Raw genomic sequence first — 25,037 nt, forward strand, 5'->3', positions numbered from 1 at the left:
CGGTTTCCACAGAAAATGCCCGCATGAAAATCGAAAAAGACACCGTCGTCACCATCAAGTACAAAGTCTCCGACGCCCAGGGCAAGCTCATCGAAGCCAGTCCCGAGCCGATGGCCTACCTGCATGGCGGCTACGAGAACACCCTGCCCAAGATCGAGGAAGCGCTCGACGGCAAGGAAAAGGGTTACCAGACCGTTCTGAATCTCTCCCCCGAAGACGCCTTCGGCCAGCGCGACGAGGCGCTGGTGCGCACCATCCCCAAGACCGAATTCCCGCCGGGCGTGAAAGTGGGCGGGCAACTGCAGGGCCGACTCGACGACGGCACCGAGCACGTCTTCACCGTGACCAAGATCAAGGGCCCGGTCGTGCTGCTCGACGGCAACCATCCGTGGGCCGGCAAGGCGCTGAAGTTCAGCCTGCAGGTGACGGACGTGCGTGCGGCGCTGCCGGTAGAGATTGAGCATCGGCATGTACATGGTGCGCACGGACACCATCACTGACCTGCGCTGCAGATGGATTCAGCAACTGTTTCGAACCTCGCCCAATCTTTCAGTCTGGCCGTGCCCCTTCTGATCGCGGCGGCGTTTGGCTGGGCGATCTACCGAGCGGGCTCCCGACAGGTTGTGGTTCGCAGGCTGTGGCAGTTGGTGCACGGCAAGCAAGAAATCGCCGATCCAAAGGTTCGAGCATTCGTGGAAGACGAAGCCAGCTTGCTTTCATTCCGCATGCTTGCGGGAGTGCCGGTTTCCTCATTGGAAAGGGCCCACCAACTCATCGACTGGACAAAGTCCAATGACGTACAGATGTACAGACTGCGTCTGTGCGGCGACCTGTTTGATCCGGACCTCCGTCGAATCCGAGTAGAGGACTTGCCCTCCAAATGGGCGCTTGGCTTGAGGGGCGCTCGGCTGCTGCTATGCGTGTTTTTTGCAGTCACCAGCGCTGGAATTCTTTTCTTCGACAAGACGTTGATGAAGGTCAACGCAACCGACCGGTATTTCTTTGCGACGACATCGGCGCTGGGATCGCTTGGGTCTGCGATTCCCTTTGGACCTTCCCCATTGAAGGCCGCCGACTGTTCCAAGCCCTCCGACGTGAACGAGGCACGGACCACGTTTACTACGCAGGAGGTCGAAATTCTCTGTGGTGTGCTCAAGGCGCACGATACGCCGTCCTATCTGAGGGCCGCGCTCAATGAGCAGCGTTGGGAATTCGCCAAGTTGCTTGTGATCCTGGTGGTTCTGGCCTGGATGAGCTTTTTCTCATGGGCATCAGGGTTCTCGGCGCACAAGCTGGCGAAGCGCCGCATCGACCCATCGGTCTCTGGGACGCAACTCCATCTCGCATTCGGCGACTAACTGCCCTTCTTCCAGAACCGAGGCGCCTCTTCGATCCCGCCCAGCGCCTTGCGGCATGCCTTCGCATGCACCACATGCCTCGCGCTGAACCAACCCACCGCAAACCACGCGCGCCCATCGCGCGCCGTGGCTTCGCGATAGAGCGCGAGCGCGACGGCCTCGTCGTTGAACTCGCCCAGCGCGTCCTGCGCGGGGCGCAGGTGCTTCAGGTAGCGCTCGGCCACTGAGGAGGACGACTCTCCTTGCGCATCGAACAGCGGCGCGACGAACTCGGCGAGGTAGCGCAGGCGCTTGAGCCGCTTGCGCACGCGGTGCTGGCTTTCGGTGTCGAGCGACTCGAAACGCTTGCCGTCGCGCACTGACTGCTTGTGCAGGTGCTGAAGGCGCTTGCGCAGGAGCCGGCGGGCGTCGTTGAGGCTCAACGGGGTCGGCGTCGGAGGGGTTTCGGCGTCGATGGCCTTCGGCGCGACATCTTCCGACGGCGCTGCCGCGGTGAACCCGATCAGCGAAACCAGCACCGACTGGAACGCCGGCGCACGCACGACATCGCCGGGCGACCGCACATCGGCCGCCGCATCGCCGCCCGCCAGCGGATCGAACTCCGGCGCGCCCGCTTCGCGCAGTTGCGGCTGCGCCAGCTTCACCACCTGTTCGCGATCGCGCAGATCGCCGAGCGCGCGGAAGGCGTCGACGAGCGGCGGCTCCCATCCGGTCGCGTCGAAAAGGCCGCTGCCCGCATCGAGCCCCGCCAGCTCATGCAGCGCGGTGCGCAGGCGCCGGATGCCGATGCGCAGCTGGTGGATCTGCTCTTCGTCCGTGCTGCCCGCGGCGATTTCGCTGGCGTTGGGCAGCATCTGTGCGAGGCACGACGCGACGACGGCCTGCTGGATCGTGCGGCCGTCGAGCTTGTCCTTGCCTTCGCGAAAGCGCGGTGTCTCGGCTTTCACTGCCGGCACGACCTCGACCTTCGCCAGCAGCCGCGCGCCGCGCTCGGCCTTGGACACGGTGCTGAACCACAGCCCGTGCTGCTGCGACCACCGGCGCGCGAGCGCCACGAGCCCCTGCACATCGCCGCGCTTGAGTTCGAGTTCCAGTTCGCACACGGGCGATTCGGCCTCGTCGGGCGTCCCCGCGCAAGCGACGACCTTGCCGACATCGAGCGCCATTTCCACGACCGCGCCGCCGGCCCCCGTGACGCGCACGTCGCGCGTGAGCCGCACGATGTCGGTGGACTGCCGCTCGACCAGCGGCGCACCGCTCGCGGCCAGCACCTTGGCGAGCCGGTCGCCCACGGGCGTGCCCTGGTGGCGCTGCGGGTCGATGGCAGGCAACGCACCGCCTGTGGCGGCGCTGCCGAGGTCGACGTTGTGCTCCAGCCGGTGCAGCGCGTTGTCACCGGTCGCCTTGACGGTCTGCACCCAGCGCCGCCCTTCCTTGCGCAGCCGCAGCACGATGCCCTCGGCGGCGAGTGCCTGGTCGGCGGTGTCGAAATAGCGCGCCTGCAGGCGGGTGCGCACGACGGTGCCGCGCCGCAGCGCGGTCTCGACGGCCTTCAGCCGGTCGGCCGGGATCTGAAACTTGAACTCGATTTCCATGGCGGCCATGATGCCCCGCCTCCTTCGGCCTGGGCGCAATCCCCAAGGGCGAGACCGGGCAAAAACAAAGATCCGAAAAATCATGTGGACACCGTCCATTTTCTTTGATATCTTTTGTGGACGGCGTACACAAGACGTCGGCAAACCTCAAGATCCAACCCTTCATCGACACAGGAAACACCATGGCCAACAAGCAGATCTTCGTGAACCTCCCCGTCAAGAACCTCGAGAAGACCAAGACCTTCTTCGCCGCGCTGGGCTACACCTTCAACCCGCAATTCACCGACGCGAATGCCGCGTGCATGGTGATCGAGAAGGACAGCATCTACGCGATGCTGCTGGTCGAGGACTTCTTCAAGACCTTCACGACCAAGAGCATCACCGACACCAGCAAGAGCACCGAGGTGCTGGTGTGCCTCTCGTGCGAGAGCCGCGCCGAGGTCGACGCGCTGGTGGCCAAGGCAGTGGCCGCCGGCGGCACCACGCCGCGCGAACCGCAGGACTACGGCTTCATGTACGGCCACGGCTTCCAGGACATCGACGGCCACCTCTGGGAGCTGATGTACATGGACCCCAACGCCGTCGTGACTCACCAGAACACGTAACGCCGCGGGCGGGAGGACAAGAGCGATGCCCATCGTTCCATACGCGCTCTTCACTGTTGCAGGCAAGGCCCCTACCGGAAGGCGGCGGCGCCCCGATATTCCTCGCACTGGCACGGCATCATCGGCCGAGCCCCCCATGCAAAGGAATATCGAAATGTCCGACAACAACAAGAGCCCCGTCGTCCAGGTCAAGCCGCTCGGCTTCCCGTGGCAGACGATCGACCCGTTCCTGTTCTGCGTCTATCACGACGACGCCTACCCGAAGGCCAACGGGCACATGGGCCCCGAGGCCTCGCTGGCCGGCCGCCAGATCGGCCAGGACTTCAGCCGCAAGGACGGCTGGAGCATGTACCACGGCGACACGGTGCCGGGCTTTCCCTCGCACCCGCACCGCGGCTTCGAGACAGTGACCATCGTGCGCAAGGGCCTGGTCGATCACTCCGACTCGCTGGGCGCCACCGCGCGCTTCGGCGGCGGCGACGTGCAGTGGCTCACGGCCGGCAAGGGCATCGTGCATTCCGAGATGTTCCCGCTGCTGGATGCGGGCGCACCCAATCCGCTGGAGCTGTTCCAGATCTGGCTCAACCTGCCGGCGAAGAACAAGATGGCCGAGCCGCACTTCACGATGTTCTGGTCGGAAGCAATTCCGCGCTTCGCCTCGGACGACGCGAAGGGCGGCCGCACCGATGTCGCCGTCATCGCCGGCCGGCTCGGCGACGCCGTCAACGGACAAGACCCGATCCAGCCGCTCGCGCCGCCGCCCGCGTCATGGGCCGCACAGGCCGATGCCGACGTGGCGATCTGGACGATCAAGATGACGCCCGGCGCGCAATGGACGCTGCCGGCCGCCACGGGCGAAGGCACGCGGCGGATGCTCTATTTCTTCAAGGGTGGGGCGGCGCAGATCGGCGGCGAACGCATCACCGGCCCCGTCGCGGTCGAGTTGCGCGCGGATGCGGCCGTCGAGCTGGTCAACGGCGACGACGAGAGCGAGTTCCTCGTGCTGCAGGGCCGCCCGATCGCCGAGCCGGTGGCGCAGTACGGGCCTTTCGTGATGAACACGCAGGCCGAGATCAGCCAGACCATGGCCGACTACCGCCGCACACAATTCGGCGGCTGGCCGTGGAACGACTCGGCGCCGGTGCACGACGCCAAGGCCGCGCGCTTTGCGCGGCATCCGGGCGGGCGCGAGGAAGTGCCGGGGGCTTGAGCGAAAAAAAGACGTTCTGGGGTCAGAACGTCTTGAGCGCCTCGATGCTCGGGGCAGTCATGCTGGGGACGAACTCGGTCACGTCCACGCGCGCCACACCGCCCTGCACGAACGGGTCGCGCGCGAGCACCGCCTGCAGCGCCTCGCGGTCGCCCGACCGCGCGAAGATCACGCCCCCCGTACGCGGCACCTGCCGGCCCGAGGCCACGAACAGGCCGCTCTCATAGTGCTTCTTGAGCCACACCATGTGCGGGTCCATCAGCGCATCGACTTCTTCGAGGGGGCGGGTGTAGGTGAGGGTGACGATGAACATGTGCAGGATGGCGGGTGAATACGGAAGCCCCGATCCTATGGCCTCGGCGGGGTACCCGAACCGCCAGTGTGTGCGCGCGCGTAACGGCGCGCCGGCACCCTATTCGATGGCGACGCCACCTTCTTTCACCAACTTCGCGAATCTGGCCGTTTCCTCGCGGATCTGCCGGGCCATGTCGTCCGGCGAGCCGCCCAGCGGCTCGGCGCCGATGGCCTGCATGCGTTGCGCGAAATCGGGCGACTTGATGATCTTCACCATCTCGGCATTGAGCCGTGCCACCACATCCTTCGGTGTCGCGGCCGGCGCGAGCACGCCGAACCAGGTGCCGATGTCGAAGCCCTTGAGGCCCGCTTCCTCCAGTGTGGGCACGTCGGGCAGCACCGACGAGCGACGCGCCGTGGTCACGGCCAGCGCGCGCAGCTTGCCGCCCTTGATGTGCTGCAGCACCGGCGTGATGGTGTCGAAGGACATCGCCACCTGCCCGCCGAGCAGGTCGGTGGTGAGCGGGCCGCTGCCCTTGTAGGGCACGTGCAGCAGCGTGGTGCCGGTGCTGGCCTGGAACTGCGTGCCGATCAGGTGCTGCGCGGTGCCGTTGCCGTTGGAGCCGTAGGCGAGCTTGTCGGGCGCGGCCTTGGCGAGCGCGATCAGTTCGGCCACGTTCTTGGCGGGTGTGTTGGCCGGGTTGATGACCAGCACGTTCGGCACCATTGCCACGACGGTGATGGGTGCCAGGTCTTTCTGGAAGTCGTACGGCAGCTTCTTGTAGACGCTGGTCGCGATGGTGTGGTGCACCGCGCCCATCAACAACGTGTAGCCGTCGGGCTTGGCCTTCGCAACGTAGTCGGCGCCGAGGGTTGCGCCCGCGCCGGGCTTGCTCTCGACCACCACGGGCTGGCCGAGCGACTGCGAGAGCTTGTCGGCCAGCGCGCGCGCCAGCACGTCGGTGGTGCCGCCGGCCGGGAACGGCACGACAAGGCTGATCGGCCGCGCCGGCCATGCCGCCGGCTGCGCGAACGCCAACCCGGCGGCGCCCAGGCCCAGCGCCATCGCGCCGGCCCGGAGCATCGTGCGACGCCGATGCGTGCCCACAGTGAAAGTGAAAGCTGTCATGGTCTTGTCTCCGGCTTGTTGTGGTGGTGCCCGCGCGCTTCGAGGCGCGCTGCGACTGCAAAAGGAAATCAGGCTGCGAGGCGCTGCCGCGTGCCCGCGATGTGCTCGCACACGGCGCGCGTCACCTGCTCTGTGGTGGCGCTGCCGCCGAGGTCGCGCGTGTGCAGCGAAGGGTTTGCGGTGACGTGCTCCACCGCTTCCATCACCTGGCGCGCCGCCTCCGCTTCCCCCAGGTGTTCGAGCAGCATCACGACCGACCAGAAGGTGCCGACCGGATTGGCCAGCCCCTTGCCCATGATGTCGAAGGCCGAGCCGTGGATGGGCTCGAACATCGACGGGTAGCGGCGCTCCGGGTCGATGTTGCCGGTGGGCGCGATGCCCAGGCTGCCGGCCAGCGCCGCCGCGAGATCGCTGAGGATGTCCGCATGCAGGTTGGTCGCGACGATGGTGTCGAGCGAGGCGGGCCGGTTGACCATGCGCGCGGTGCAGGCGTCGACCAGCTCCTTGTCCCATGCCACGTCGGGGAATTCCTTCGAGATCTGCAGTGCGATCTCGTCCCACATCACCATCGCGTGGCGCTGTGCATTGCTCTTGGTGACCACGGTGAGCAGCTTGCGCGGCCGCGAACGGGCGAGGTTGAAGGCGAACCGCATGATGCGTTCGACGCCCGCGCGGGTCATCATGCTCACGTCGGTCGCGGCCTCGATCGGATGGCCCTGGTGCACGCGGCCGCCGACGCCGGCGTATTCGCCCTCGGAGTTCTCGCGCACGATCACCCAGTCGAGTTGGCCCGGCGCGCAGCGCTTGAGCGGACCGTCGATGCCCGGCAGGATGCGCGTGGGCCGCACGTTGGCGTACTGGTCGAAGCCCTGGCAGATCTTCAGGCGCAGGCCCCAGAGCGTGATGTGGTCGGGAATGTGCGGATCGCCCGCGGAGCCGAAGAGGATCGCGTCTTTTCCGCGGAGGGCCTCCAGGCCGTCGGCCGGCATCATCTCGCCGTGCGCGCGATACCAGTCGCCGCCCCAGCCGAAATCTTCGAACGTGAAGTGCAACGCGCCGCCGGAGGCCGCGGCCAGCGCCTCCATCACTTCACGTCCGGCCGGGATCACTTCCTTGCCGATGCCGTCGCCGGGAATGGTGGCAATGCTGTAGCTGCTGCTCATCGTCGTCCTTCATGGATTGCTTCTGGGAACGGCCACTGTAGGATTCGACGCGCCGAACGATTCACGCCTGAAGTGAATCCATCCTTAACCTCAGTTCAACAATCGGATCGCCCATGGCATCACCGATCCAGCCCGCCGAACTCGGCTTCTTCTCCACGCTCGCGGCCTGCGGCAGCCTGAGCGCCGCGGCGCGCGAACTGGGCATCAGCACACCGGCGGTAAGCAAGCGGCTCGCGCAGATGGAGGCGCGCATCGGCGTCACGCTGGTGAACCGCACCACGCGGCGCATGAGCCTCACACCGGAAGGCGAGCTCTATGTGGAACATGCGCGCGGCATCCTCGGTGCGATCGACGACATGGCGCAGCTGCTGGGCGAGGCGAAGGCCGAGCCGCGCGGGCTGCTGCGCGTGAACGCGACGCTGGGCTTCGGGCGCAGCCATGTGGCGCCGCTGATCTCGAAGTTCGCGCGCAAGCACCCGGAGGTGGAGGTGCAGTTGCAGCTTTCGGTGAACCCGCCACCGCTCACGGACGACGCGTTCGATGTCTGCATCCGCTTCGGCGCGCCGCCCGAATCGCGCGTGATCGCGCGGCGCATCGCATCGAACCGACGCCTGTTGTGCGCCTCGCCCGCCTACCTCGCGCGCGCCGGCCAGCCCAAGGTGCCCCACGACCTCGCGCGCCACCGCTGCATCGGCATCCGGCAGGGCGACGAGGCCTACGGCGTGTGGCGCCTGAGTTCGGGCCGCGGCGCCGCGCAGCACACCGAGGCCATCAAGACGCGCGGCGCGCTCAGCACCAACGACGGCGAGATCGCGGTCAACTGGGCGCTCGACGGACACGGCATCCTGATGCGCGCCGAGTGGGACATCGCGCGGTACCTGCGCAGCGGCCGGCTGGTGCAGGTGCTGGCCAACTACCGCACGCCCGACGCCGACATCTACGCGGTGTACCCCCAACGTCATCAGCTCTCGGCACGCGTGAGAGCTTTCGTTGACTTCATCGCAACGGCGCTGGAGGCGGGCAGCATCCGGTGACATCTGCAGAGAGACTTCCGCGACCCGGGTCTGCGGCTTTCTGCTACCGTATTTTTCATCGCTGAACGCCTATCGGAGAACCGCTCATGCCGCTTCGCCCGCCACCGATCCTGCCACCCAGCTTCGTACCTCCGTACCTGCTGGACCGGCTCGCGGCGCACGCCGATGCGCCGGTCAGCGCGCGCGCGGCCAACACGCTGATGCTCGATCGCGAGCACCGCGGGCTGCGCGAATTTCTCGCGCCGCAGGTGTCGTCGAGCCCCTCGCCGCCGTATGCGAAGCGCACCTCGCCCGAACGCAAGATCCATGACGCGGGCAACACCACGCAACTGCCCGGCAAGCTCGTCCGCTCCGAAGGCCAGGCCGCGAGCAAGGACCTTGCGGTCGACGAGGCCTACGACGCCCTCGGCGCCACCTGGCGCCTGTACCACGACATCTACGAGCGCGACTCCATCGACGGCGCGGGCATGCCGCTCACGGGCAGCGTGCACTACGGCAACGACTACGACAACGCCTTCTGGAACGGCACGCAGATGGTGTTCGGCGATGGCGACGGCGAGGTGTTCAACCGCTTCACCATCGCGGTGGACATCATCGGCCACGAGCTCACGCACGGCGTGATCGATCACGAGTCGGGCCTGATCTATCAAGGCCAGTCGGGCGCGCTCAACGAATCGATCTGCGACGTGTTCGGCGCGCTCGTCAAGCAGCACGTCCTCAACCAGACCGCGCAGCAGGCCGACTGGCTGGTGGGCGCGGGGCTCTTCAAGGAGACGGTGAAGGCGCGCGCGCTGCGTTCGATGGCCGAGCCCGGCACCGCCTACGACGATCCGGTGCTCGGCAAGGACCCGCAGCCCGCGCACATGAAGGACATCGTCGTCACGCGGCAGGACAATGGCGGCGTGCACATCAACTCCGGCATTCCGAACCGCGCCTTCTACCTCGCCGCGACCGCCATCGACGGGCCCGCGTGGGAGACGGCCGGGCGCATCTGGTACGACACCGTGTGCGACCGCCGGTTGAAACGGGACGCGGATTTCGCCGCCTTTGCCGAACTGACCGTGAGCACCGCCGCCAGGCGCTTCAGCCCCGGCAGCGCGGCGCACAAGGCGGTCATCGCCGCATGGAACACCGTGGGAGTCACCGCATCATGATCCACCTGCCACCCCTGAACGACGCCACCATCGTGCGCGTGACGCGCGAAGGCGGCATCGCCTACTTGCCGGGCCTCTCGCGGCCACGCAGCTTTCAGCTGGGCGACTGCACAGAAGCGCTGCGCCAGCAGATCGACGACGCGCTGCAAAGCGCCGCGCCGCATGCAGAGGAGAGCAGCGCCACATCGCCGGGCGGCGACCAGCGCGTCTACCGCGTGGAGGTGGTGATGGAGAACACGGCCACCGCCAGCTCGGTCAGCTTCGACGTGCCCGAGACCGAGGCGCCCCCGGCGCTGGTGCATCTCTGGAAGGATGCGGGCAAGCGCCGCTGAGCTGCAGCTTCGGCCTCAGCCCTTGCCGAGGATCACCGAGCCGATCAGCCACACGTTCGCCGCACCGATCACGCCGAACAGGCCCCAGGCCAGCAGCTTGACCACCGGGCCGTTGGCAAAGCCGCCCATCATGTCGCGGCTGCTCGTGAAGCGGATCAAGGGCCACATCGCGAACGGCAGCTGGAAGCTCAGCACCACCTGGCTGAGCACCAGCATCTTGCCCACGCCGCCATCGCCGAACCACCAGACGCCGAGGAACGCCGGCCCCAGCGCGAGCGCGCGCGTGAGCAGGCGGCGCTGCCAGCAGGGGATCTTCAGGTCGAGAAAACCTTCCATGATGATCTGGCCCGCGATGGTGCCGGTGAAGGTCGAGCTCTGGCCCGAGGCCAGCAGCGCGATGCCGAACAGCGTGGCCGCGAACGCGCTGCCGACGATGGGTTCGATGAGCCGGTAGGCATCGTCGATCTCGGTCACGTTCTGGTGGCCGGTGGCGTGGAAGGCACTGGCCGCCAGCACCATGATGGCCGCGTTGACCAGCAGCGCGAGCGACAGCGACACCACCGCATCGAACGTGCAGAAGCGCACCGCCTCGCGGCGCGCCGAATCGGTGTCGGCGATGAGCCGCGTCTGCACGATGGACGAATGCAGGTACAGGTTGTGCGGCATCACCGTGGCACCGACCACGCCGATCGCAAGGTACAGCGCACCCGGCTGCTGCAGCCGCTCGAAGCTGGGCGCGAAGCCCATCGCCACGCCGAACCAGTTGGGCTGCGACATCGCGAGCTCAACCACGAAGCAGCCCGCGATGGTGCCCACCAGCCCGAGCACGATGGCCTCCACGCGCCGGAAGCCGGCGCCCTGCAGGCCGAGCACGAGCAGCGTGTCGAAGGCGGTGATGGCGATGCCGACCGGAATGGACACGCCGAACAAGAGGTGCAATGCGAGCGCGCTGCCCAGCACCTCGGCAAGGTCGCAAGCGACGATGGCCAGCTCGGCGCCGAGCCAGAGGAACCGGTTCACGCGCGGCGAGTAGTGTTCGCGGCAGGCGCGCGCCAGGTCTTTCTGCGCGACCAGCCCGAGCCGCACGCACAGCGTCTGCAGCAGCATCGCCGCAAGGCTCGCGAGCAGCACCACGAAGAGCAGGCCGTAGCCGAAGCGCGAGCCCGCCTCGATGTCGGTCGCCCAGTTGCCCGGGTCCATGTAGCCCACGGAAACCAGCAGGCCCGGGCCCGCGTAGCGCAAGAGCTTCTTGCCGAAAGGCAGGTCCTGCGGGACCGCCACGCTGCCTTTGACTTCGGAGGGGCAGAAGGGCGCGGTCGCCGTGCGGGGGAGCGGGAAGAACATGCGCGCGATGATAGGGTGGGGCCACGGGTCTCGTGCGAGACCTGCGCCGAGGCGGCCGATCTTTTAGATTCGACGCTCGCAACCCGACAACCATCCACACCACCCGGAGCATTCCAATGATTCACGTAGTCGCTGTCATCACCGCCAAGCCCGGCCAACGCGCCAAGCTGCTCGAAGCTTTTGCCGAAAATCGCGCGGCCGTGCTGGCCGAGGAAGGCTGCATCGAGTACGGCGCGACGGTCGATGCGCAAGGCGTTCCCCCGTCGAAGGCCAGCTTCGGCGCCGATACCTTTGTCGTGATCGAGAAGTGGGAAACGCTCGCGCACCTGCAGGCGCATGCCGTCGCGCCGCACATGAAGGCCCATGGCGAGAAGACCAGGGAGCTGGTGGAGAGCAAGCTGATTCACGTGCTCGAACCAGTCTGAGAAAAAAGGTTTACGCCATGTTACTGTCGCGCCTCCAAACAACTCTGGAGGAGAAGGAACATGGCAACCACCCGCCTGCTTGGCGTTGTCATCTGCGCATTGGCCGTCCTGGCGACGGGCTGCGCATCGCCCAAGGCACCGGCTTATTCGCCGGACTACGCGGCCCTTGACCAGCTCAAGGCCGCGAAGCCTTCCACCATCGCGGTGGTCAAGGTTCAGCCGACCGATCCCAATGCGTCCGTCAACCGGATTTCGCTGCGCGGAACCCGGCTCGACTCCCCCAGCGGCACCTTCGCCAAGTACCTCGAGGACGCGATCGTCCGCGACCTGAAGGAAGTCTCCGCCTACGACGCCAAGTCGCGCACACGGCTCGATGCGCGCATCCTCGAAAACGACGTCAGCGTGGGGAACATCTCCACCGGATCGGGCGTGATGACCGTCGAGATCGAAGTCACGCGCGAAGGTGTGCAGCGGCTGAAGAAAACCTACAAGGCCAACATCAGCTTCGAGTCCAGCTTCGCAGGCATGGTGGCCATTCCGGCCGGACAGACGGCCTACCCGACGCTCGTTCGCGCGCTGCTCGGCAAGGTCTACACCGATCCGCAGTTCGCTGCCGCCATCGGCTCCTGAGGCCATCCGAACGAAGAAGGAAGACCCATCATGTCCGTCGTTTCCAGAACCTTTCGCATCGTCCTGGCACTGGCTGCCGCCGCGGTGCTCGCAGGCTGCGCGCATCCGATCTCGCTGAGCACCGACGCTGCGCCTCCGCAGCGCGTCGATGCGTACCTGGTGCAGAAGAAGGTGGCCTACGCCATGACCGAGGCCGATCGCGCCAAGCAGGCGATCACGCCCGGCGGTGGCGGCGACCGCATCAGCTACTACCCGTACCGCGACCTGGAAAAGTCGATCCGCGACGCGCTGCGGGCGGTCTACCAGGACGTGGTCGTCATCAACTCGGCGGCCGATGCCAATGCGGTCAAGGCGTCGGGGGCCGCGTTCGTGTTCACGCCGGTGATCACGACCAACTCGAGTTCCTCATCCGTCCTCACCTGGCCGCCGACAGACTTCAGCACCGAGATCGCGTGCACCGTCACCGATTCGGCGGGCGTCGAAGTCACCCGCGTCAAGGCGACCGGCAAGGGCGCGGCGGAGTTCAGCGAGTTCAAGCACGACCTCGCGCTGTCGGCCAAGCGTGCATCGGCCGACGTGGCGAACCAGTTGGCGAGCGAGATCCGCAGGAACGAAAAGTTGCGCTGAGCGCCCTTTCGGTTGTCCAAGAAAAACGCGCCCGAGGGCGCGTTTTTCATTGAAGCCGCGAAGCCTTCTTACTTCGACACGACCTTCACCATTTCGAGGCACTTGTTCGAGTAGCCCCATTCGTTGTCGTACCAGCTCACGAGCTTCACGAAGGTGCCGTCCAGGGCGATGCCGGCTTCGGCGTCGAAGATCGAGGTGCGCGGGTCGCCGCGGAAGTCGGTGGCCACGACCTTGTCTTCGGTGTAGCCCAGCACGCCCTTGAGCGCGCCTTCGCTCTGCGCCTTCATCTCGGCGCAGATTTCCTTGTACGTGGCTTCCTTCACCAGCTCGACCGTCAAGTCGACCACCGACACGTCGGAGGTCGGCACGCGGAAGCTCATGCCGGTGAGCTTCTTGTTGAGCTCGGGGATCACCACGCCCACGGCCTTGGCCGCACCCGTCGACGACGGAATGATGTTTTCCAGGATGCCGCGGCCGCCGCGCCAGTCCTTGTTGCTCGGGCCGTCCACGGTCTTCTGCGTGGCGGTGGCGGCGTGCACGGTCGTCATCAGGCCACGCTTGATGCCCCACTTGTCGTTCAGCACCTTGGCCAGCGGGGCCAGGCAGTTGGTGGTGCAGCTGGCGTTGCTGACGATGGCTTCGCCGGCGTACTTCTTGTCGTTCACGCCGAAGACGAACATGGGGGTGTCGTCCTTCGACGGTGCCGAGAGAATCACCTTCTTGGCGCCCGCGTCGATGTGCTTCTGCGCCGTTTCCTTCGTGAGGAAGAGGCCGGTCGATTCGAGCACCACGTCGGCGCCGACTTCGTTCCACTTGAGCTGCGACGGGTCGCGCTCTTGCGTGAGGCGGATCTTCTTGCCGTTGACGATCAGCGTGTTGCCTTCGACCGTGACCTCGCCCTTGAAGCGGCCGTGCACCGAGTCGTACTGGAGCATGTAGGCAAGGTAGTCGGGCTCGAGCAGGTCGTTGATGGCAACGATCTCGATGTCGTTCTTGAAGTTCTGCACCGCTGCGCGCAGCACGTTGCGACCGATGCGGCCGAAGCCGTTGATACCGAGTTTGATAGCCATCTGACTTGCTCCTAAGGTTGAAAAACTTGTGATCGAACGGGGAAGAAACGCTGGGGACGATCAGTCCCGAAGCGCCGCTTCCACGGTGGCGGCGACGTTCTCTGCCGTGAACCCGAAATGCTTGAACAGGTCCGGTGCCGGTGCCGACTCGCCGTACGTGTCGATGCCGACGACGGCCGCGCAGCCGTACTTCCACCAGCCGCCGGTGCAGCCCATTTCGACGGCGATGCGCGGAATCTTCTTCGGCAGCACGGCCTTCTTGTAGGCGACGTCCTGGCGGTCAAAGGTGGTGGTCGAGGGCATCGACACCACGCGCACGGCGATCTTCTTGTCGGCCAGCAGTTTCTGGGCAGCCAGCGCGAGCGGCACTTCGGAGCCGGTGGCGATGATGACGGCGGCCGTCTTCTTGCTCTTGAGGCCCACGGTCTCGGGTTCGGACAGCACATAGGCACCGCGGCTGATATCGCCCAGCTCGCTCTTCGGCGCGTAGGCGATGTTCTGGCGGCTCAAGAGCAGCGCGGTCGGGCGCGACTGGTTCTGCAGCGCCACGGCCCAGGCCACGGCGGTTTCAGCCGTGTCGCCCGGACGCCAGACGTCCAGGTTCGGAATGAGGCGCAGCGAGGCCGCGTGCTCGATCGACTGGTGCGTCGGGCCGTCTTCGCCGAGGCCGATGGAGTCGTGCGTGAACACATGGATCACGCGGCGCTTCATCAGCGCGGCCATGCGGATGGCATTGCGGCTGTAGTCGCTGAAGGTGAGGAAGGTGCCGCCGTAGGGGATGTAGCCGCCGTGCAGCGCCACGCCATTCATGATGGCCGCCATGCCGAACTCGCGCACGCCGTAGTTGATGTGGCGGCCGATGGTGCCGTGCGGCACTTCGGCCGGGGCTTCGGGCTTGGCTTCGTCTTCGGCGCCTTGCTTGGCCGGGACGGCCGGCACGTTCATGACCACGGCACCGGTCTTCGCATCGAAGCGCAGGGCGGCGGTGCTCTTGGTGTTGGTGAGGTTCGAGCCGGTCAGGTCGGCGCTGCCGCCGAGCATTTCGGGCAGCGCGGCTGTGAAGGCTTCCAGCGCGAGCTGGCTGGCCTTGCGGCTGGCAACGGTCTCGCCCTTGGTGTGGGCTGCGACCACGGTGTCGAAGGCGACCTGGTGGAAGTTCTTGGGCAGCTCGCCCTTCATGCGGCGGGTGAACTCGGCGGCGAGGTCAGGGAAGGCCACGGCATAGGCGGCGAACTTCTCGTTCCAGGCGGCTTCGGTCTTGGCGCCGGCGTCCTTGTGGTCCCAGTCGGCATACACCTCGGCCGGGATTTCGAAGGCGGGGTAGGGCCAGCCGATGGCTTCGCGGGTGAGGGTGATTTCCTCGGCGCCGAGCGCCTCGCCATGCGCCTTGGCGGTGCCCGCGCGGTTCGGGCTGCCCTTGCCGATGGTCGTCTTGCAGATGATCAGCGTGGGCTTCGATGCTTCCTTCTTCGCCTTGGCGATGGCCTTGGACACGTCCTTGGCGTCGTTGCCGTCGATCGGGCCGATGACGTTCCAGCCGTAGGCCTTGAAGCGCTCTTCGGTGTTGTCGACGAACCAGGGCTTCACCTGGCCGTCGATGCTGATGCCGTTGTCGTCGTACAGCGCGATCAGCTTGTTCAGGTGCCAGGCGCCGGCAAGGGCGCAGGCTTCGTGGCTGATGCCTTCCATCATGCAGCCGTCGCCCAGGAAGGCGTAGGTGTGGTGGTCGACGATGTCGTGGCTCTTGCGGTTGAATTCGGCCGCGAGCAGCTTCTCGGCGAGCGCGAAGCCCACGGCATTGGTGATGCCCTGGCCCAGCGGGCCGGTGGTGGTTTCCACGCCGGGGGTCACGTCGACTTCGGGGTGGCCGGCGGTCTTGCTGTGCAGCTTGCGGAAGTTCTTGATCTCACCGATCGGCAGGTCGTAGCCCGTGAGGTGCAGCACCGAGTACAGCAGCATCGAGGCGTGGCCGTTGGAGAGCACGAAGCGGTCGCGGTCGAACCAGTGCGGGTTGGCCGGGTTGTAGCGAAGGTGATCGCCCCAGAGTGCGACGGCCATGTCGGCCATGCCCATCGGTGCACCGGGATGCCCGGAATTTGCTTGTTGGACGGCATCCATAGCCAGAGCGCGGATTGCGTTGGCCATCAGGGCGTGGTTTGCCATGTGCGGTGGACTTTCGGAGGGAAAAGGAAAGGGTTGGGGTCGGGAGAACCCGCGATTTTACCGGGCGAGCCCCAACCCGCCTCGATACGGGCCGAACACCCGACTGATGTTCTCTTGTGCACCGGGCTGGCTGCTAGAGTTGCCACCCATGCACGGGCTGCACCTCACCGCCGATCTCCACGACTGCCGATGCGGTCTCCAATGGCTCACCGACGGCCCTGCGCTGGGCGCGGTATGCATCAAGGCGGTGACGGCCGCGGGGCTGCAGGCGGTAGGCAAGATCGTCCACTCCTTTCCCGCCACGCCCGAGGGGCCGGGCGGGGTGACGGCCACGGTGCTGCTGGCCGAATCGCACCTGTGCATCCACACCTGGCCCGAGCAGCGCGGCGTGACGCTCGACGTGTACGTCTGCAATTTCGGCGGCGATCATTCGGCGAAAGCGCATGCGTTGATGGAGTGCCTGGTGTCGCTGTTCCAGCCCACGCACAGCGAACGCAACGAGCTGCAGCGCGGCCGCGTCGCAGCGTGAGCACGGCGATTTCCCCCGTGCGGGCGATGATCCTGGCCGCAGGCCGCGGCGAGCGCATGCGGCCACTGACCGACGCCACGCCCAAGCCCCTGCTCGAGGTGCGCGGCAAGCCGCTGATGCAGTGGCCGATGGAAGCGCTGGCCGACGGCGGCTTCACCGAACTGGTGGTCAACACCGACTGGCTCGGCGCGCAGATTCCAGCCCGGTTCGGCGCAACGCCCTTGCTGGATGGGCACGGCGCGCTATCGATTTCATACTCCGACGAGGGCCGCGACTTCGGCGGCGCGCTGGAGACGGCCGGCGGCATCGTCCGCGCGCTGCCGCTGCTGGGCGAGGTTTTCTGGGTGGCGGCCGGCGACGTCTTCGCGCCCGACTTCCGCTTCACCCAGGCCTCGGTCGACCGCTTCTTGGCCAGCGGCAAGCTGGCGCACCTGTGGCTGGTGCCGAACCCGGCGCACAACCCCAAGGGCGATTTCGGTCTCTCCGCCGAAGGCCTGGCGCTCAACACGGCCGCGGAGAAGCACACCTTCTCGACCATCGGCCTCTACCGCGCCGCCTTGTTCGCGCCGCCCTACTGCAGCATCCCGCCCGGCAACCCGGCCGGCGTCAAAGCCCCCCTCGCGCCGATCCTGCGGGCTGCGATGGACAATGAACGCGTGAGCGCCGAGCTCTACACCGGCCCCTGGACCGATGTGGGAACCCCCGAACGGCTTGCCCAACTGAACACCACGCCAAGATGACTTCAGCAGACACCACCACGATCTACGCCGAGCGCCGCGCGCGCCTCGCCTCGCACCTCGGCAAGGACGGCATCGCCATCATCCCGACCGCGCCCGAACGCCCGCGCAACCGCGACACCGACTTCCTGTACCGGCACGACAGCTATTTCTATTACCTGACCGGCTTCACCGAGCCCAACGCCTGGCTGGTGCTGGCGGGCGACGGCCGCGCCACGCTGTTCTGCGCGCCGAAAGACCTGGAGCGCGAGATCTGGGACGGCTACCGCCTCGGCCCCGAGGCGGCGCCCGCCGCGCTCGGCGTCGACGAAGCCTTCTCGGTCACCGACCTCGACGCGAAGCTGCCCAAGCTGCTGGAAAACCGCTCGACCGTGTGGTTTCCGTTCGCCATCCACAAGGGCCTGGAAACCCGCATCGACGGCTGGCTGCAATCGGTGCGCGCGCGCGTGCGCTACGGCGCGCTGTGCCCCGAGGAGCAGCGCGACCTGTGCGGCCCGCTCGACGAGATGCGCCTCGTGAAAGACGCGCACGAGCAGGACATCATGCGGCGCGCCGCGCAGATCAGCGCGCGCGCCCATGTGCGCGCCATGCAGCTGTCGTCCCGCATGCTGCGCGAGGGCAAGGACGTGCGCGAGTACCACCTCGATGCCGAGCTGCTGCACGAATTCCGCTTCGGCGGCTCGCAGTACCCGGCCTACTACTCCATCGTCGCGGCCGGCGCCAACGCCTGCGTGCTGCACTACCGTGCCGACGCCGCGCCCCTGCGCTCGGGCGAGCTGGTGCTGATCGACGCGGGCTGCGAACTCGACGGCTACGCAAGCGACATCACGCGCACCTTCCCGGCCGACGGCAAGTTCACCGGCCCGCAGCGCGCGCTGTACGACCTGGTGCTCGCGAGCCAGGATGCATCGGCCGCCGCCACCAAGGCCGGCAACCGCTTCACCGACCCGCACGACGCCGCGGTGCGGGTGCTGGCGCAGGGCATGCTCGACTTCGGGCTGCTCGATGCCAACAAGGTCGGCAGCGTCGACGACGTGATCGACTCGCGCGCCTACTTCCAGTTCTACATGCACCGCACCGGCCATTGGCTCGGCATGGACGTGCACGACTGCGGCAGCTACGTGGAGCCCACGCAGGTGGGCGAGGTGAGCGAGCGCAAGGACCCGCTCTCGAACGAAGTCATCAAGAACCGCCCGAGCCGCATCCTGCGTCCCGGCATGGTGCTGACGCTGGAACCGGGCATCTACGTGCGGCCCGCCGACGGCGTGCCCGAGCAATTCCACAACATCGGCATCCGCATCGAAGACGACGCGATCGTCACGGCGACGGGCTGCGAACTCATTTCGCGCGGCGTGCCGGTGAAGGCGGACGAGATCGAGGCGTTGATGCGCGGCTGATCGCGCACCGGGCGGCTTTGTCAGGTTCCTGACGCAGCCAACAGCAGACAGGCAAGCAGCCCGAGCAGCGCAGCGGCCGCTGCCGCAGACGCTATCCAGTGAAAGCGCCGCGGCGCGTATCCCAGCAATCCCACGGTCGCCAGCGCGGCCGCGGTGAGCGCGCCCAGCCAGAGCACCCAGCCGATCGCGCTGCCCGCCGCCTGCAGGCTCGCGCCGAGCGAGACGCACAGCAGCACAGTGCCGCCCAGTTGCAGCCAGCGACGCCACGCGCCCGGCGTGCTGCCGCGGCCGAAGACGTCTTCGCTGTGGCGATCCATCGCGAGGCTCAGCGCGCAGAAACCGGCGAGCGAGGCGGCGAACACCAGGGCGAGAAGCAGCGCGCCCATCAGGAGCCCTGGCCCGATGCGGCGAGCCCAGGTGGCGTGGTGGCCGCCGCCTGCTTGGAAATCGCCTTGCGGCGCTTGCGCTCCACGAGCCAGGCCGCGCCTGCAAGTCCCAGGCCCAACGCGATCACGACGAGATCGAAGCCCGCCACCGCATTCGGCCCCGAACGCAGGCTCACCGTCAACGGCGCGGGGCCGGTGAACGCATTGAGCACCGGCAGCAGCACGAACAGCAGCGCGCCGAGCGCGAGCTGCGCCTGCCACATGCGCAGCGTCGGCCGCAGCAGGCCCAGCACGGCACCAGCGCCCCAGACGATGAAGAACCAGCGGATCTCCGCCTCGCCGCGGTCGGCCACATCGAGCGGCAGCAAGCGGTTGGCCCAGAAGAAGGCCGCCATCGCCATCGGCAGGCCGGCAATCGCGCCGAGGTTCAGGCCGTCGACCAGCCGCAGGCCGAAGCCGATGCGGCCGCCCTGCTTGAGCGTCTTGGCGAACTTCTGGCGCTCCTTCACGGCCCAGAGCAGGAGGCCGGTGGCCACCATCAGGCACCCGGCAAGCCCCGAGAGGAAGAACAGGCCGCGCAGCAGCGGATCGGCGAAGCGGCCGATGTGCAGGCCATAGAGCACGCCGCGTGTCTCGGCCGCGGCCTTGGGTACGTCGCCGAAAGTGCCGATCTGCGCGCCGGTGACGCCGTTGAACTGCATCGAAGGCTGGTCGTACGAAAGCCGCTGGGTGCCGGCGCGGGCGATGGACACCACCGCGTTCGCGTCGTTCGGAAAGTGCACGGTGATGCGGCCGACGGGCGCGCCGTTCCAGTGGGAAGACGCCGCTGCCACCATCGGCGCGATGGGCGCCAGCGGCGCCTGGGTGCCCGAGGCCTTGAATTGGGTGCGGCCGCCGCCGGGGAAGGCCTCGGCGAAGAAGGCCTCGGTGCCGCCGTGGTCCTTGTAGGCCGCCTGCGGGGCCCACGGCATGTACATGAACATCAGCGTGACCAGCCCGGTGTAGGTGATCATGGCGTGATAGGGCAGCGCGAGCACCGCGGTCACGTTGTGCGCATCGAGCCACGAGCGCTGGCCCTTCTTCGGGCGGAAAGTGAAGAAGTCCTTGAAGATGCGCCGGTGCGTGACGATGCCGCTGAAGATCGCGACCAGCATGAACATCGCGCAGAAGCCGACGATCCAGCGGGCCCAGATCGCGGGCATGTAGTGCAGGTCGAAATGCAGGCGGTAGAAGAACTCGCCGCCGCGCGTCTCGCGCGGCGCGGTGACCGCCAGGCCGGTGGCCGGATCGAGCAGCGCCACATCGAAGCGGCGGCGCCGCTCGACGGGCGCGGCGCCGGCCGGCGGGGGCGGCTTGAGGTACAGCACGCTGGTCGACGGCTCGCGCTCGGTCGGCAGCGTGATGAACCAGCGGGGCGCATCGGGGCTGTGCTGCTGCAGGAAAGCGACCGCCGTTTCCGTGGCCTTCGCCTGCGGTGCGGCGGTGGGCGACACGGCGTGCAGCTCCGGCTTCATCCAGAAGGTGATCTCGTCCTTGAAGTACGACGCGGTGCCGGCCGCGAACACCATGAAGAGCACCCAGCCGACCAGCAGGCCCGACCAGGTGTGAAGCCAGGCCATCGATTGGCGGAAGCCTTCTTTCATGCGCCGCCTCCGCCCGACCGGGTGAGCAGCAGCAACAGCAGGCCCGGTGGCACCGCCGCAACGGCAAGGCCCGACCATGCACGCCACGCGGTGCGCGCGGCAAAGACCCACATCACGGCCAGCGCGAAGACGATGAAGGAGGCGAGCGTGCCGGTCATCACGGCTTCGCTGCGCGCCATGCCGAAGGCGGCGGGCAGGCACACGGCGAGGGCGGCGGCAAAAAGGGCCGCGACGCCGTAACCACCGGCAATGGCTGCGGCTGCACGCGAGGCCACGCCGAGTCGATAGCGAAAGCTGGCGCTCACAACGTGCGCCGGACGGCGGGCGAAGTCGTTCGGGAATTCATGGAAAAAGGGGGAGAAGAAACCAATCCAGATGAGAATCATACTCATCTAGGCCGATTTCCCCCAACGCCCGGCCCCGGACCGGGGATATCGCGGCTCGGCCGAACGCGCCTTACTTCGCCTGCAGCAGCGCGCCCGCTTCGAGCAGCACCAGTTCGTTGTCGTCCGCCTTGTTCGGCTCGCGGCTGCTCGAGAAGGGCAGGTTGTTGTCGTTGCCGACCACGATGTGCGTGGCATCGACCACATCGACGTTCTCGATCGTGAAGAACGGGAACTTGAGCACGCCGTCGTTCAGCGGCTTGCGCGCGAGCTTGTCGGGGTCGGCGATGTTGAGCAGGTCGATGTAGCCGATCTTGCGCACCGCGCCGCCCACGTTCGCGTCGCTCAGCTCGACCTTGTAGACGCGCTTGAACTTCGCGATGTCGTGGAAGCAGTCGGTGCGCTTCTGGCCTTCGGGGCAGGCCTTGTCGCTCGTGCCTTCGCCGTTGTCGCGCTCGATGATGAGGCCGGTGGTGCCGTCGATCATGTTGAAGTCGCCGATGGCGTTGCCGTTCGCCTCGAGGACGTACTTCCAGTGGCGGCCCGTCCACTTCTCGGTTGCAACGTCGAATTCCAGAACGCGCAGCGCTTCCTTGCCATCGACCTTCTCGTAGTCCTTGGCCTCGGCGTTCCACACCGGGCCTTCGAGCAGCGCATAGAGCTTGCTGCCGTCCTTGGACGACGCCATGCCTTCGAAGCCCTTGGAGCGCTTGATCTGGAAATCGACCGCGCCGCCCGGTGCGCCCGGCGTGGTGACCGCGGGGTGATCGGGCGAGCGCACGGCCTTGCCGTCCACCTGCGTGTCGAACACCGCGAGCACCTTGCCCTTCAGGTCGGCCTTGATCAGGAAGGGGCCGAACTCCTCGCCGATCCACAGCGCGCCGCCTGCGAACTGGAAGCTCTCGGGATCGAAGTCCGAACCCGTCAGGTAGCGCTGCTTCGTGCCTTCGTGAACGATGCGGAACGGCACCTTCTTGTCGGGGTCGTGCAGGAAGATGGTGTTCAGGCGATGGAACTTGCCGCTCTTGAAGTCCACCTTGTAGTGGTTCAAGTAGAGCATGAAGTCGGGCGAGTTGGCCTTTGCGCCGGCGCCGTTGTCGGTGAGGATCCAGAACGAGCCGTCGTCCATCTTCTTGATGCCCGAGTGCCCTTGCAGCGGCTGGCCCTTGAAAGGCACCGACACGCCGGTGCCGCGGCCGCCCGAAAGCCCTTCGACCGTGCCCAGCGCCTCGACGCGCTTGCCCGAGGTGAACTTGCCGCTGACCTGCAGGTCGGCCGGCGCGTCTTTCGGTGCGGCGACAAAGCTCTGCGCAGGCAGCACGGCGTAGCCGGAGAGCGTGGCGGGGAAGGCGGTCTGTGCGGCTGTGCCACCGCAAGCGAGTGCGGCAGCCAGGGCGATGAAGGAGAGGGAGGCGAGACGCGTCATGGGCAGAAGAAAGGTTTCAGTCGAAACGCGAGACCATGCCGAGCCTGCGTGACGGCGCCGTGACATCCACCCGGCTCAAGGTGCGATGTCGACAGTCACTTCGCGTGACTCGGCGCGGCCCTGATCGTCAACTGCACGCAGCACATAGCGCCGGCCTGAATCGGCCATGTCCGGCATCCAGGTGATGCCTTCGCCGGGCGCCGCCTTGCCGACCAGTGCGTCATCGGCGAACCAGTAGATCGTCTGCGTGCCCGCCGCCGCTTCGGCGCGCAGCACGAGCGGCTCGGGCCTCTTCGCACGCAGCGTGTGCCGCACGCCGCGCAAGGGCGATGTGATGAGCGGCGCCGTCTCCGAGGCCTCGCCCTTCTCGCAGCCATCGGCCGGCAGGCTCGCGCGCGGCAGGCCGGCCTGGCGGAACAGCCGCCGCATGTCGCTGCCCCATTGCTCGACCACCTGCTGGCGCGCGTTGGGCTGCGGCCCGCACACCACCTTGCCGGTCGTTTCGTCGACCCACACGGCGCGGTGCAGGTTGCTGACCTGGATCGGCGACTTGCCGGCGATGAACCATGTCGTGGTGCGCACCGGGCACAGCGCATCGGGCAGCCCGCCCGTTGCGGTGCACACCTCGACCTGGCGCAAGTCGGGCGGCTGTCGCGTCGCGATCTCGCCGGGATCGAGCCGCTCGGCGCGCAGCGCATCGACCATGCGCAGGAACAGTGGCGCGGCCGCATCGACGCCCACCAGCGCGGGGTTGCTGGTGCCATCGAAGTTGCCGACCCACACCACGAGCACATGGCGGCCGAACACGCCCGCGGTCCACGCATCGCGAAAGCCCCACGACGTGCCCGTCTTCCACGCGATGGCGGGGCGCGCGGGCAGCGTGGTGTCGGGGCGCGGCGTGTGGCGCAGCATGTCCAGCGTGATGAACGAGGCCTCTTCGCTCAAGAGGCGCAGCGGCTGCACCGGCCGCTCGTCGGGCGCGGGCTGCGTGTAGCGCAGCGGCTGCGAGATGCCGCCGTTCGCGAGCGTGGCGTAGAGACCCGCGAGCTCCTCGGGCGTGACCTCGCCGCCGCCCAGCACCAGCGCGAGGCCGTAGTGCGATTCGCTCTGCAGCTTCTGCACGCCCGCGAGCCGCATGAAGTCGTAGAGCCCCGGCTTCGAGAGTTTCGCGGCGACCGCCACCGCGGGGATGTTGCGGCTGCGGATCAGCGCTTCCTGCGCGGGCAGCGGGCCGGCGAAGCGGTGGTCGAAGTTCTCGGGCGTGTAGGGGCCGAACGATGTCGGCGCGTCCTTGAGCATCGTCTTCGGATGCAGCAGCCCCTGATCGAGCGCGAGCGCGTAGATGAAGGGCTTGAGCGTGGACCCCGGCGAACGCTTGGCCTGCGTGCCGTTGACCTGCCCCGCGATCGCGTCGTTGTGCCAGTCGGCCGAACCGATCAGCGCGCGCACCTGCATGGTCGAGGCATCGAGCAGCAGTGCGCTCGCGTTGGTCATGCCGACGTCGGCGTGCGTGCGCAGGTACTGGCCCATCACGCGTTCGAGCGTGGCCTGCATGCGCAGGTCGATGGTGGTACGTACTTCCTGCACACCGCGTTCCTGCGCGAGCAGCATGTCGGTGGCGTGCGGCGCGAGAAAGGGAAGGCTGCCGCGCGACTGTGCCGAGAGCGCGAGTTGCGCATCGGGCGCATGCTGCTTCGCGGTCGGATCACGCTCGGCCCACAGCGCCCACAAACGTTCGCGTGCCGACTGCAGCTCGGCATTGCGACCGCGCTCGGCGATGCGCTTGACGGGGTTCTGCGGAATCACCGCGAGCGTCAGCGCCTCGGGCAGGCTGAGCTTGGCGGCGTCCTTTCGGAAGTAGATGAGGCTCGCGGCCTGCACGCCTTCGATGTTGCCGCCGTAGGGCGCGGTGTTGAGGTACGCCTCGAGGATCTCGCGCTTGCCGAAGCGTGCTTCGAGCCAGAGCGCCGCGCCGATCTGCGCGATCTTGCCCATGGCCGTGCGGCTGTCGATGCCGTAGACGCGCCGCGCAAGCTGCATCGTAAGCGTCGATCCGCCCTGCCTGCGCTCGCCGCTCGCAATGCGCCACGCGCTGCGCACGAGCGCGGCGGGGTTGACGCCGGGGTGGGTGTAGAAGCGGCGGTCTTCGTACAGCAGGACGGCATCGACCAGCGTCGGCGAGATGCGGTCGAGCGGCACCCAGAGGCGGTATTGCTCGTCGCTTGCGAGGGTGAGGCGCAAGAGTTCGCCACCTTGCGCGTACACGGCGCGCGAGCTACCGACGGTTTCGCTGAGCGGGGCGTGCGGCCACAAGCGCAGCAGCGCGAGCAGGAAAGCAACCGCGAGCGCCCACAGCGCAGGCTTGCGGAGCCTTCCCAACTTCACGCTGAAGCGCATGGCGGC

At 67.3% G+C, this 25,037-nt stretch carries 25 protein-coding genes; 13 read left to right on the forward strand and 12 right to left on the reverse strand.

Features of this window, described 5'->3' with window-relative positions:
• The first annotated feature begins 23 nt into the window (after window positions 1-23).
• Window positions 24-500 (forward strand): FKBP-type peptidyl-prolyl cis-trans isomerase, encoded by a 477-nt coding sequence (locus J2W23_RS17520; RefSeq protein WP_176661188.1) that lies wholly within the window; start codon window positions 24-26, stop codon window positions 498-500.
• A gap of 12 nt (window positions 501-512) precedes the next feature.
• Window positions 513-1,358, forward strand: coding sequence for a DUF6216 family protein (locus tag J2W23_RS17525; RefSeq protein WP_307649623.1), 846 nt, complete (start codon window positions 513-515; stop codon window positions 1,356-1,358).
• Here the strand turns inward: J2W23_RS17525 and J2W23_RS17530 are convergent.
• Complete coding sequence (locus J2W23_RS17530; RefSeq protein ID WP_307649624.1) at window positions 1,355-2,962, reverse strand: CYTH and CHAD domain-containing protein; 1,608 nt, start codon at window positions 2,960-2,962, stop codon at window positions 1,355-1,357. The genes J2W23_RS17525 and J2W23_RS17530 overlap by 4 nt on opposite strands.
• A gap of 173 nt (window positions 2,963-3,135) precedes the next feature.
• On the opposite strand from J2W23_RS17530, the gene J2W23_RS17535 reads away from it, so the two are divergent.
• Both J2W23_RS17535 and J2W23_RS17540 read left to right on the forward strand, forming a co-directional pair.
• Window positions 3,136-3,558 (forward strand): VOC family protein, encoded by a 423-nt coding sequence (locus tag J2W23_RS17535; protein WP_176661185.1) that lies wholly within the window; start codon window positions 3,136-3,138, stop codon window positions 3,556-3,558.
• Window positions 3,559-3,712: 154 nt separating this feature from the next.
• Window positions 3,713-4,768, forward strand: coding sequence for a pirin family protein (locus tag J2W23_RS17540; protein ID WP_307649625.1), 1,056 nt, complete (start codon window positions 3,713-3,715; stop codon window positions 4,766-4,768).
• A gap of 22 nt (window positions 4,769-4,790) precedes the next feature.
• On the opposite strand, the gene J2W23_RS17545 is transcribed toward J2W23_RS17540, so the two are convergent.
• The 3 genes from J2W23_RS17545 to J2W23_RS17555 all read right to left on the reverse strand — a co-directional run bounded on the left by J2W23_RS17545 (window position 4,791) and on the right by J2W23_RS17555 (window position 7,354).
• Window positions 4,791-5,081 carry a YciI family protein gene (locus tag J2W23_RS17545; RefSeq protein ID WP_176661183.1) on the reverse strand — a complete coding sequence of 97 codons (291 nt, stop codon included), beginning with the start codon at window positions 5,079-5,081 and terminating at the stop codon, window positions 4,791-4,793.
• A gap of 99 nt (window positions 5,082-5,180) precedes the next feature.
• On the reverse strand, window positions 5,181-6,191 hold the full coding sequence (locus J2W23_RS17550) for a tripartite tricarboxylate transporter substrate binding protein (protein WP_373423951.1): 1,011 nt from the start codon (window positions 6,189-6,191) through the stop codon (window positions 5,181-5,183).
• Window positions 6,192-6,259: 68 nt separating this feature from the next.
• Window positions 6,260-7,354, reverse strand: a complete 1,095-nt coding sequence (locus tag J2W23_RS17555; protein ID WP_307649627.1) for a tartrate dehydrogenase — start codon at window positions 7,352-7,354, stop codon at window positions 6,260-6,262.
• Between the two features lie 113 nt (window positions 7,355-7,467).
• Here J2W23_RS17555 and J2W23_RS17560 point away from each other — a divergent pair, with 113 nt between their 5' ends.
• The 3 genes from J2W23_RS17560 to J2W23_RS17570 all read left to right on the forward strand — a co-directional run bounded on the left by J2W23_RS17560 (window position 7,468) and on the right by J2W23_RS17570 (window position 9,874).
• Window positions 7,468-8,388 carry a LysR family transcriptional regulator gene (locus J2W23_RS17560; RefSeq protein ID WP_176661180.1) on the forward strand — a complete coding sequence of 307 codons (921 nt, stop codon included), beginning with the start codon at window positions 7,468-7,470 and terminating at the stop codon, window positions 8,386-8,388.
• 86 nt (window positions 8,389-8,474) lie between these two features.
• Window positions 8,475-9,542, forward strand: a complete 1,068-nt coding sequence (locus J2W23_RS17565) for a M4 family metallopeptidase (RefSeq protein WP_307649628.1) — start codon at window positions 8,475-8,477, stop codon at window positions 9,540-9,542.
• Window positions 9,539-9,874: a protealysin inhibitor emfourin gene (locus J2W23_RS17570; protein ID WP_307649629.1), complete on the forward strand. Its 336-nt coding sequence runs from the start codon at window positions 9,539-9,541 to the stop codon at window positions 9,872-9,874. Before J2W23_RS17565 ends, J2W23_RS17570 begins: the two co-directional genes overlap by 4 nt.
• Window positions 9,875-9,889: 15 nt before the next feature.
• Here J2W23_RS17570 and J2W23_RS17575 read toward each other — a convergent pair whose 3' ends face one another.
• Entirely contained in the window at window positions 9,890-11,218 is a 1,329-nt protein-coding gene (locus J2W23_RS17575; RefSeq protein ID WP_307649630.1) for an Nramp family divalent metal transporter, read from the reverse strand.
• A gap of 116 nt (window positions 11,219-11,334) precedes the next feature.
• On the opposite strand from J2W23_RS17575, the gene J2W23_RS17580 reads away from it, so the two are divergent.
• Genes J2W23_RS17580 through J2W23_RS17590 form a run of 3 tightly spaced genes read left to right on the forward strand, consistent with a single transcriptional unit; the run spans window position 11,335 to window position 12,900 of the window.
• Entirely contained in the window at window positions 11,335-11,643 is a 309-nt protein-coding gene (locus J2W23_RS17580) for a putative quinol monooxygenase (protein ID WP_176661176.1), read from the forward strand.
• A gap of 60 nt (window positions 11,644-11,703) precedes the next feature.
• On the forward strand, window positions 11,704-12,273 hold the full coding sequence (locus J2W23_RS17585) for a hypothetical protein (RefSeq protein ID WP_176661175.1): 570 nt from the start codon (window positions 11,704-11,706) through the stop codon (window positions 12,271-12,273).
• A gap of 30 nt (window positions 12,274-12,303) precedes the next feature.
• Complete coding sequence (locus tag J2W23_RS17590; protein WP_176661174.1) at window positions 12,304-12,900, forward strand: hypothetical protein; 597 nt, start codon at window positions 12,304-12,306, stop codon at window positions 12,898-12,900.
• Window positions 12,901-12,968: 68 nt separating this feature from the next.
• Here J2W23_RS17590 and gap read toward each other — a convergent pair whose 3' ends face one another.
• Complete coding sequence (gene gap, locus J2W23_RS17595) at window positions 12,969-13,970, reverse strand: type I glyceraldehyde-3-phosphate dehydrogenase (protein ID WP_176661173.1); 1,002 nt, start codon at window positions 13,968-13,970, stop codon at window positions 12,969-12,971.
• Between the two features lie 60 nt (window positions 13,971-14,030).
• Entirely contained in the window at window positions 14,031-16,133 is a 2,103-nt protein-coding gene (locus J2W23_RS17600; RefSeq protein ID WP_307649631.1) for a transketolase family protein, read from the reverse strand.
• Between the two features lie 148 nt (window positions 16,134-16,281).
• On the opposite strand from J2W23_RS17600, the gene speD reads away from it, so the two are divergent.
• From speD to J2W23_RS17615, 3 genes are read left to right on the forward strand one after another with little or no spacing between them, the layout of a single operon-like run.
• Window positions 16,282-16,662, forward strand: coding sequence for an adenosylmethionine decarboxylase (gene speD / locus J2W23_RS17605; protein WP_176661171.1), 381 nt, complete (start codon window positions 16,282-16,284; stop codon window positions 16,660-16,662).
• A 26-nt stretch (window positions 16,663-16,688) separates the two neighbouring features.
• Window positions 16,689-17,402: a nucleotidyltransferase family protein gene (locus J2W23_RS17610; protein WP_307649800.1), complete on the forward strand. Its 714-nt coding sequence runs from the start codon at window positions 16,689-16,691 to the stop codon at window positions 17,400-17,402.
• Window positions 17,399-18,796, forward strand: coding sequence for an aminopeptidase P N-terminal domain-containing protein (locus J2W23_RS17615; RefSeq protein WP_307649632.1), 1,398 nt, complete (start codon window positions 17,399-17,401; stop codon window positions 18,794-18,796). Before J2W23_RS17610 ends, J2W23_RS17615 begins: the two co-directional genes overlap by 4 nt.
• A gap of 20 nt (window positions 18,797-18,816) precedes the next feature.
• Here the strand turns inward: J2W23_RS17615 and J2W23_RS17620 are convergent, their stop codons facing one another.
• The 5 genes from J2W23_RS17620 to pbpC all read right to left on the reverse strand — a co-directional run bounded on the left by J2W23_RS17620 (window position 18,817) and on the right by pbpC (window position 25,031).
• Window positions 18,817-19,182, reverse strand: a complete 366-nt coding sequence (locus tag J2W23_RS17620; protein WP_176661169.1) for a DUF3325 domain-containing protein — start codon at window positions 19,180-19,182, stop codon at window positions 18,817-18,819.
• Window positions 19,182-20,825, reverse strand: a complete 1,644-nt coding sequence (locus tag J2W23_RS17625; protein WP_307649633.1) for a PepSY-associated TM helix domain-containing protein — start codon at window positions 20,823-20,825, stop codon at window positions 19,182-19,184. Before J2W23_RS17625 ends, J2W23_RS17620 begins: the two co-directional genes overlap by 1 nt.
• On the reverse strand, window positions 20,822-21,130 hold the full coding sequence (locus J2W23_RS17630; RefSeq protein ID WP_307649634.1) for a DUF3649 domain-containing protein: 309 nt from the start codon (window positions 21,128-21,130) through the stop codon (window positions 20,822-20,824). The genes J2W23_RS17625 and J2W23_RS17630 overlap by 4 nt, the downstream gene beginning before the upstream one ends.
• 151 nt (window positions 21,131-21,281) lie before the next feature.
• Window positions 21,282-22,634 carry an esterase-like activity of phytase family protein gene (locus J2W23_RS17635; protein ID WP_307649635.1) on the reverse strand — a complete coding sequence of 451 codons (1,353 nt, stop codon included), beginning with the start codon at window positions 22,632-22,634 and terminating at the stop codon, window positions 21,282-21,284.
• 75 nt (window positions 22,635-22,709) lie between these two features.
• The gene (gene pbpC, locus J2W23_RS17640; RefSeq protein WP_307649636.1) at window positions 22,710-25,031 is read right to left on the reverse strand and encodes a penicillin-binding protein 1C; all 2,322 of its coding nucleotides are present in this window, start codon (window positions 25,029-25,031) and stop codon (window positions 22,710-22,712) included.
• Window positions 25,032-25,037: the final 6 nt, after the last annotated feature.

It is taken from the genome of Variovorax boronicumulans (assembly GCF_030812215.1).
GTDB classification, from domain to species: Bacteria; Pseudomonadota; Gammaproteobacteria; order Burkholderiales; family Burkholderiaceae_C; genus Variovorax; species Variovorax boronicumulans_C.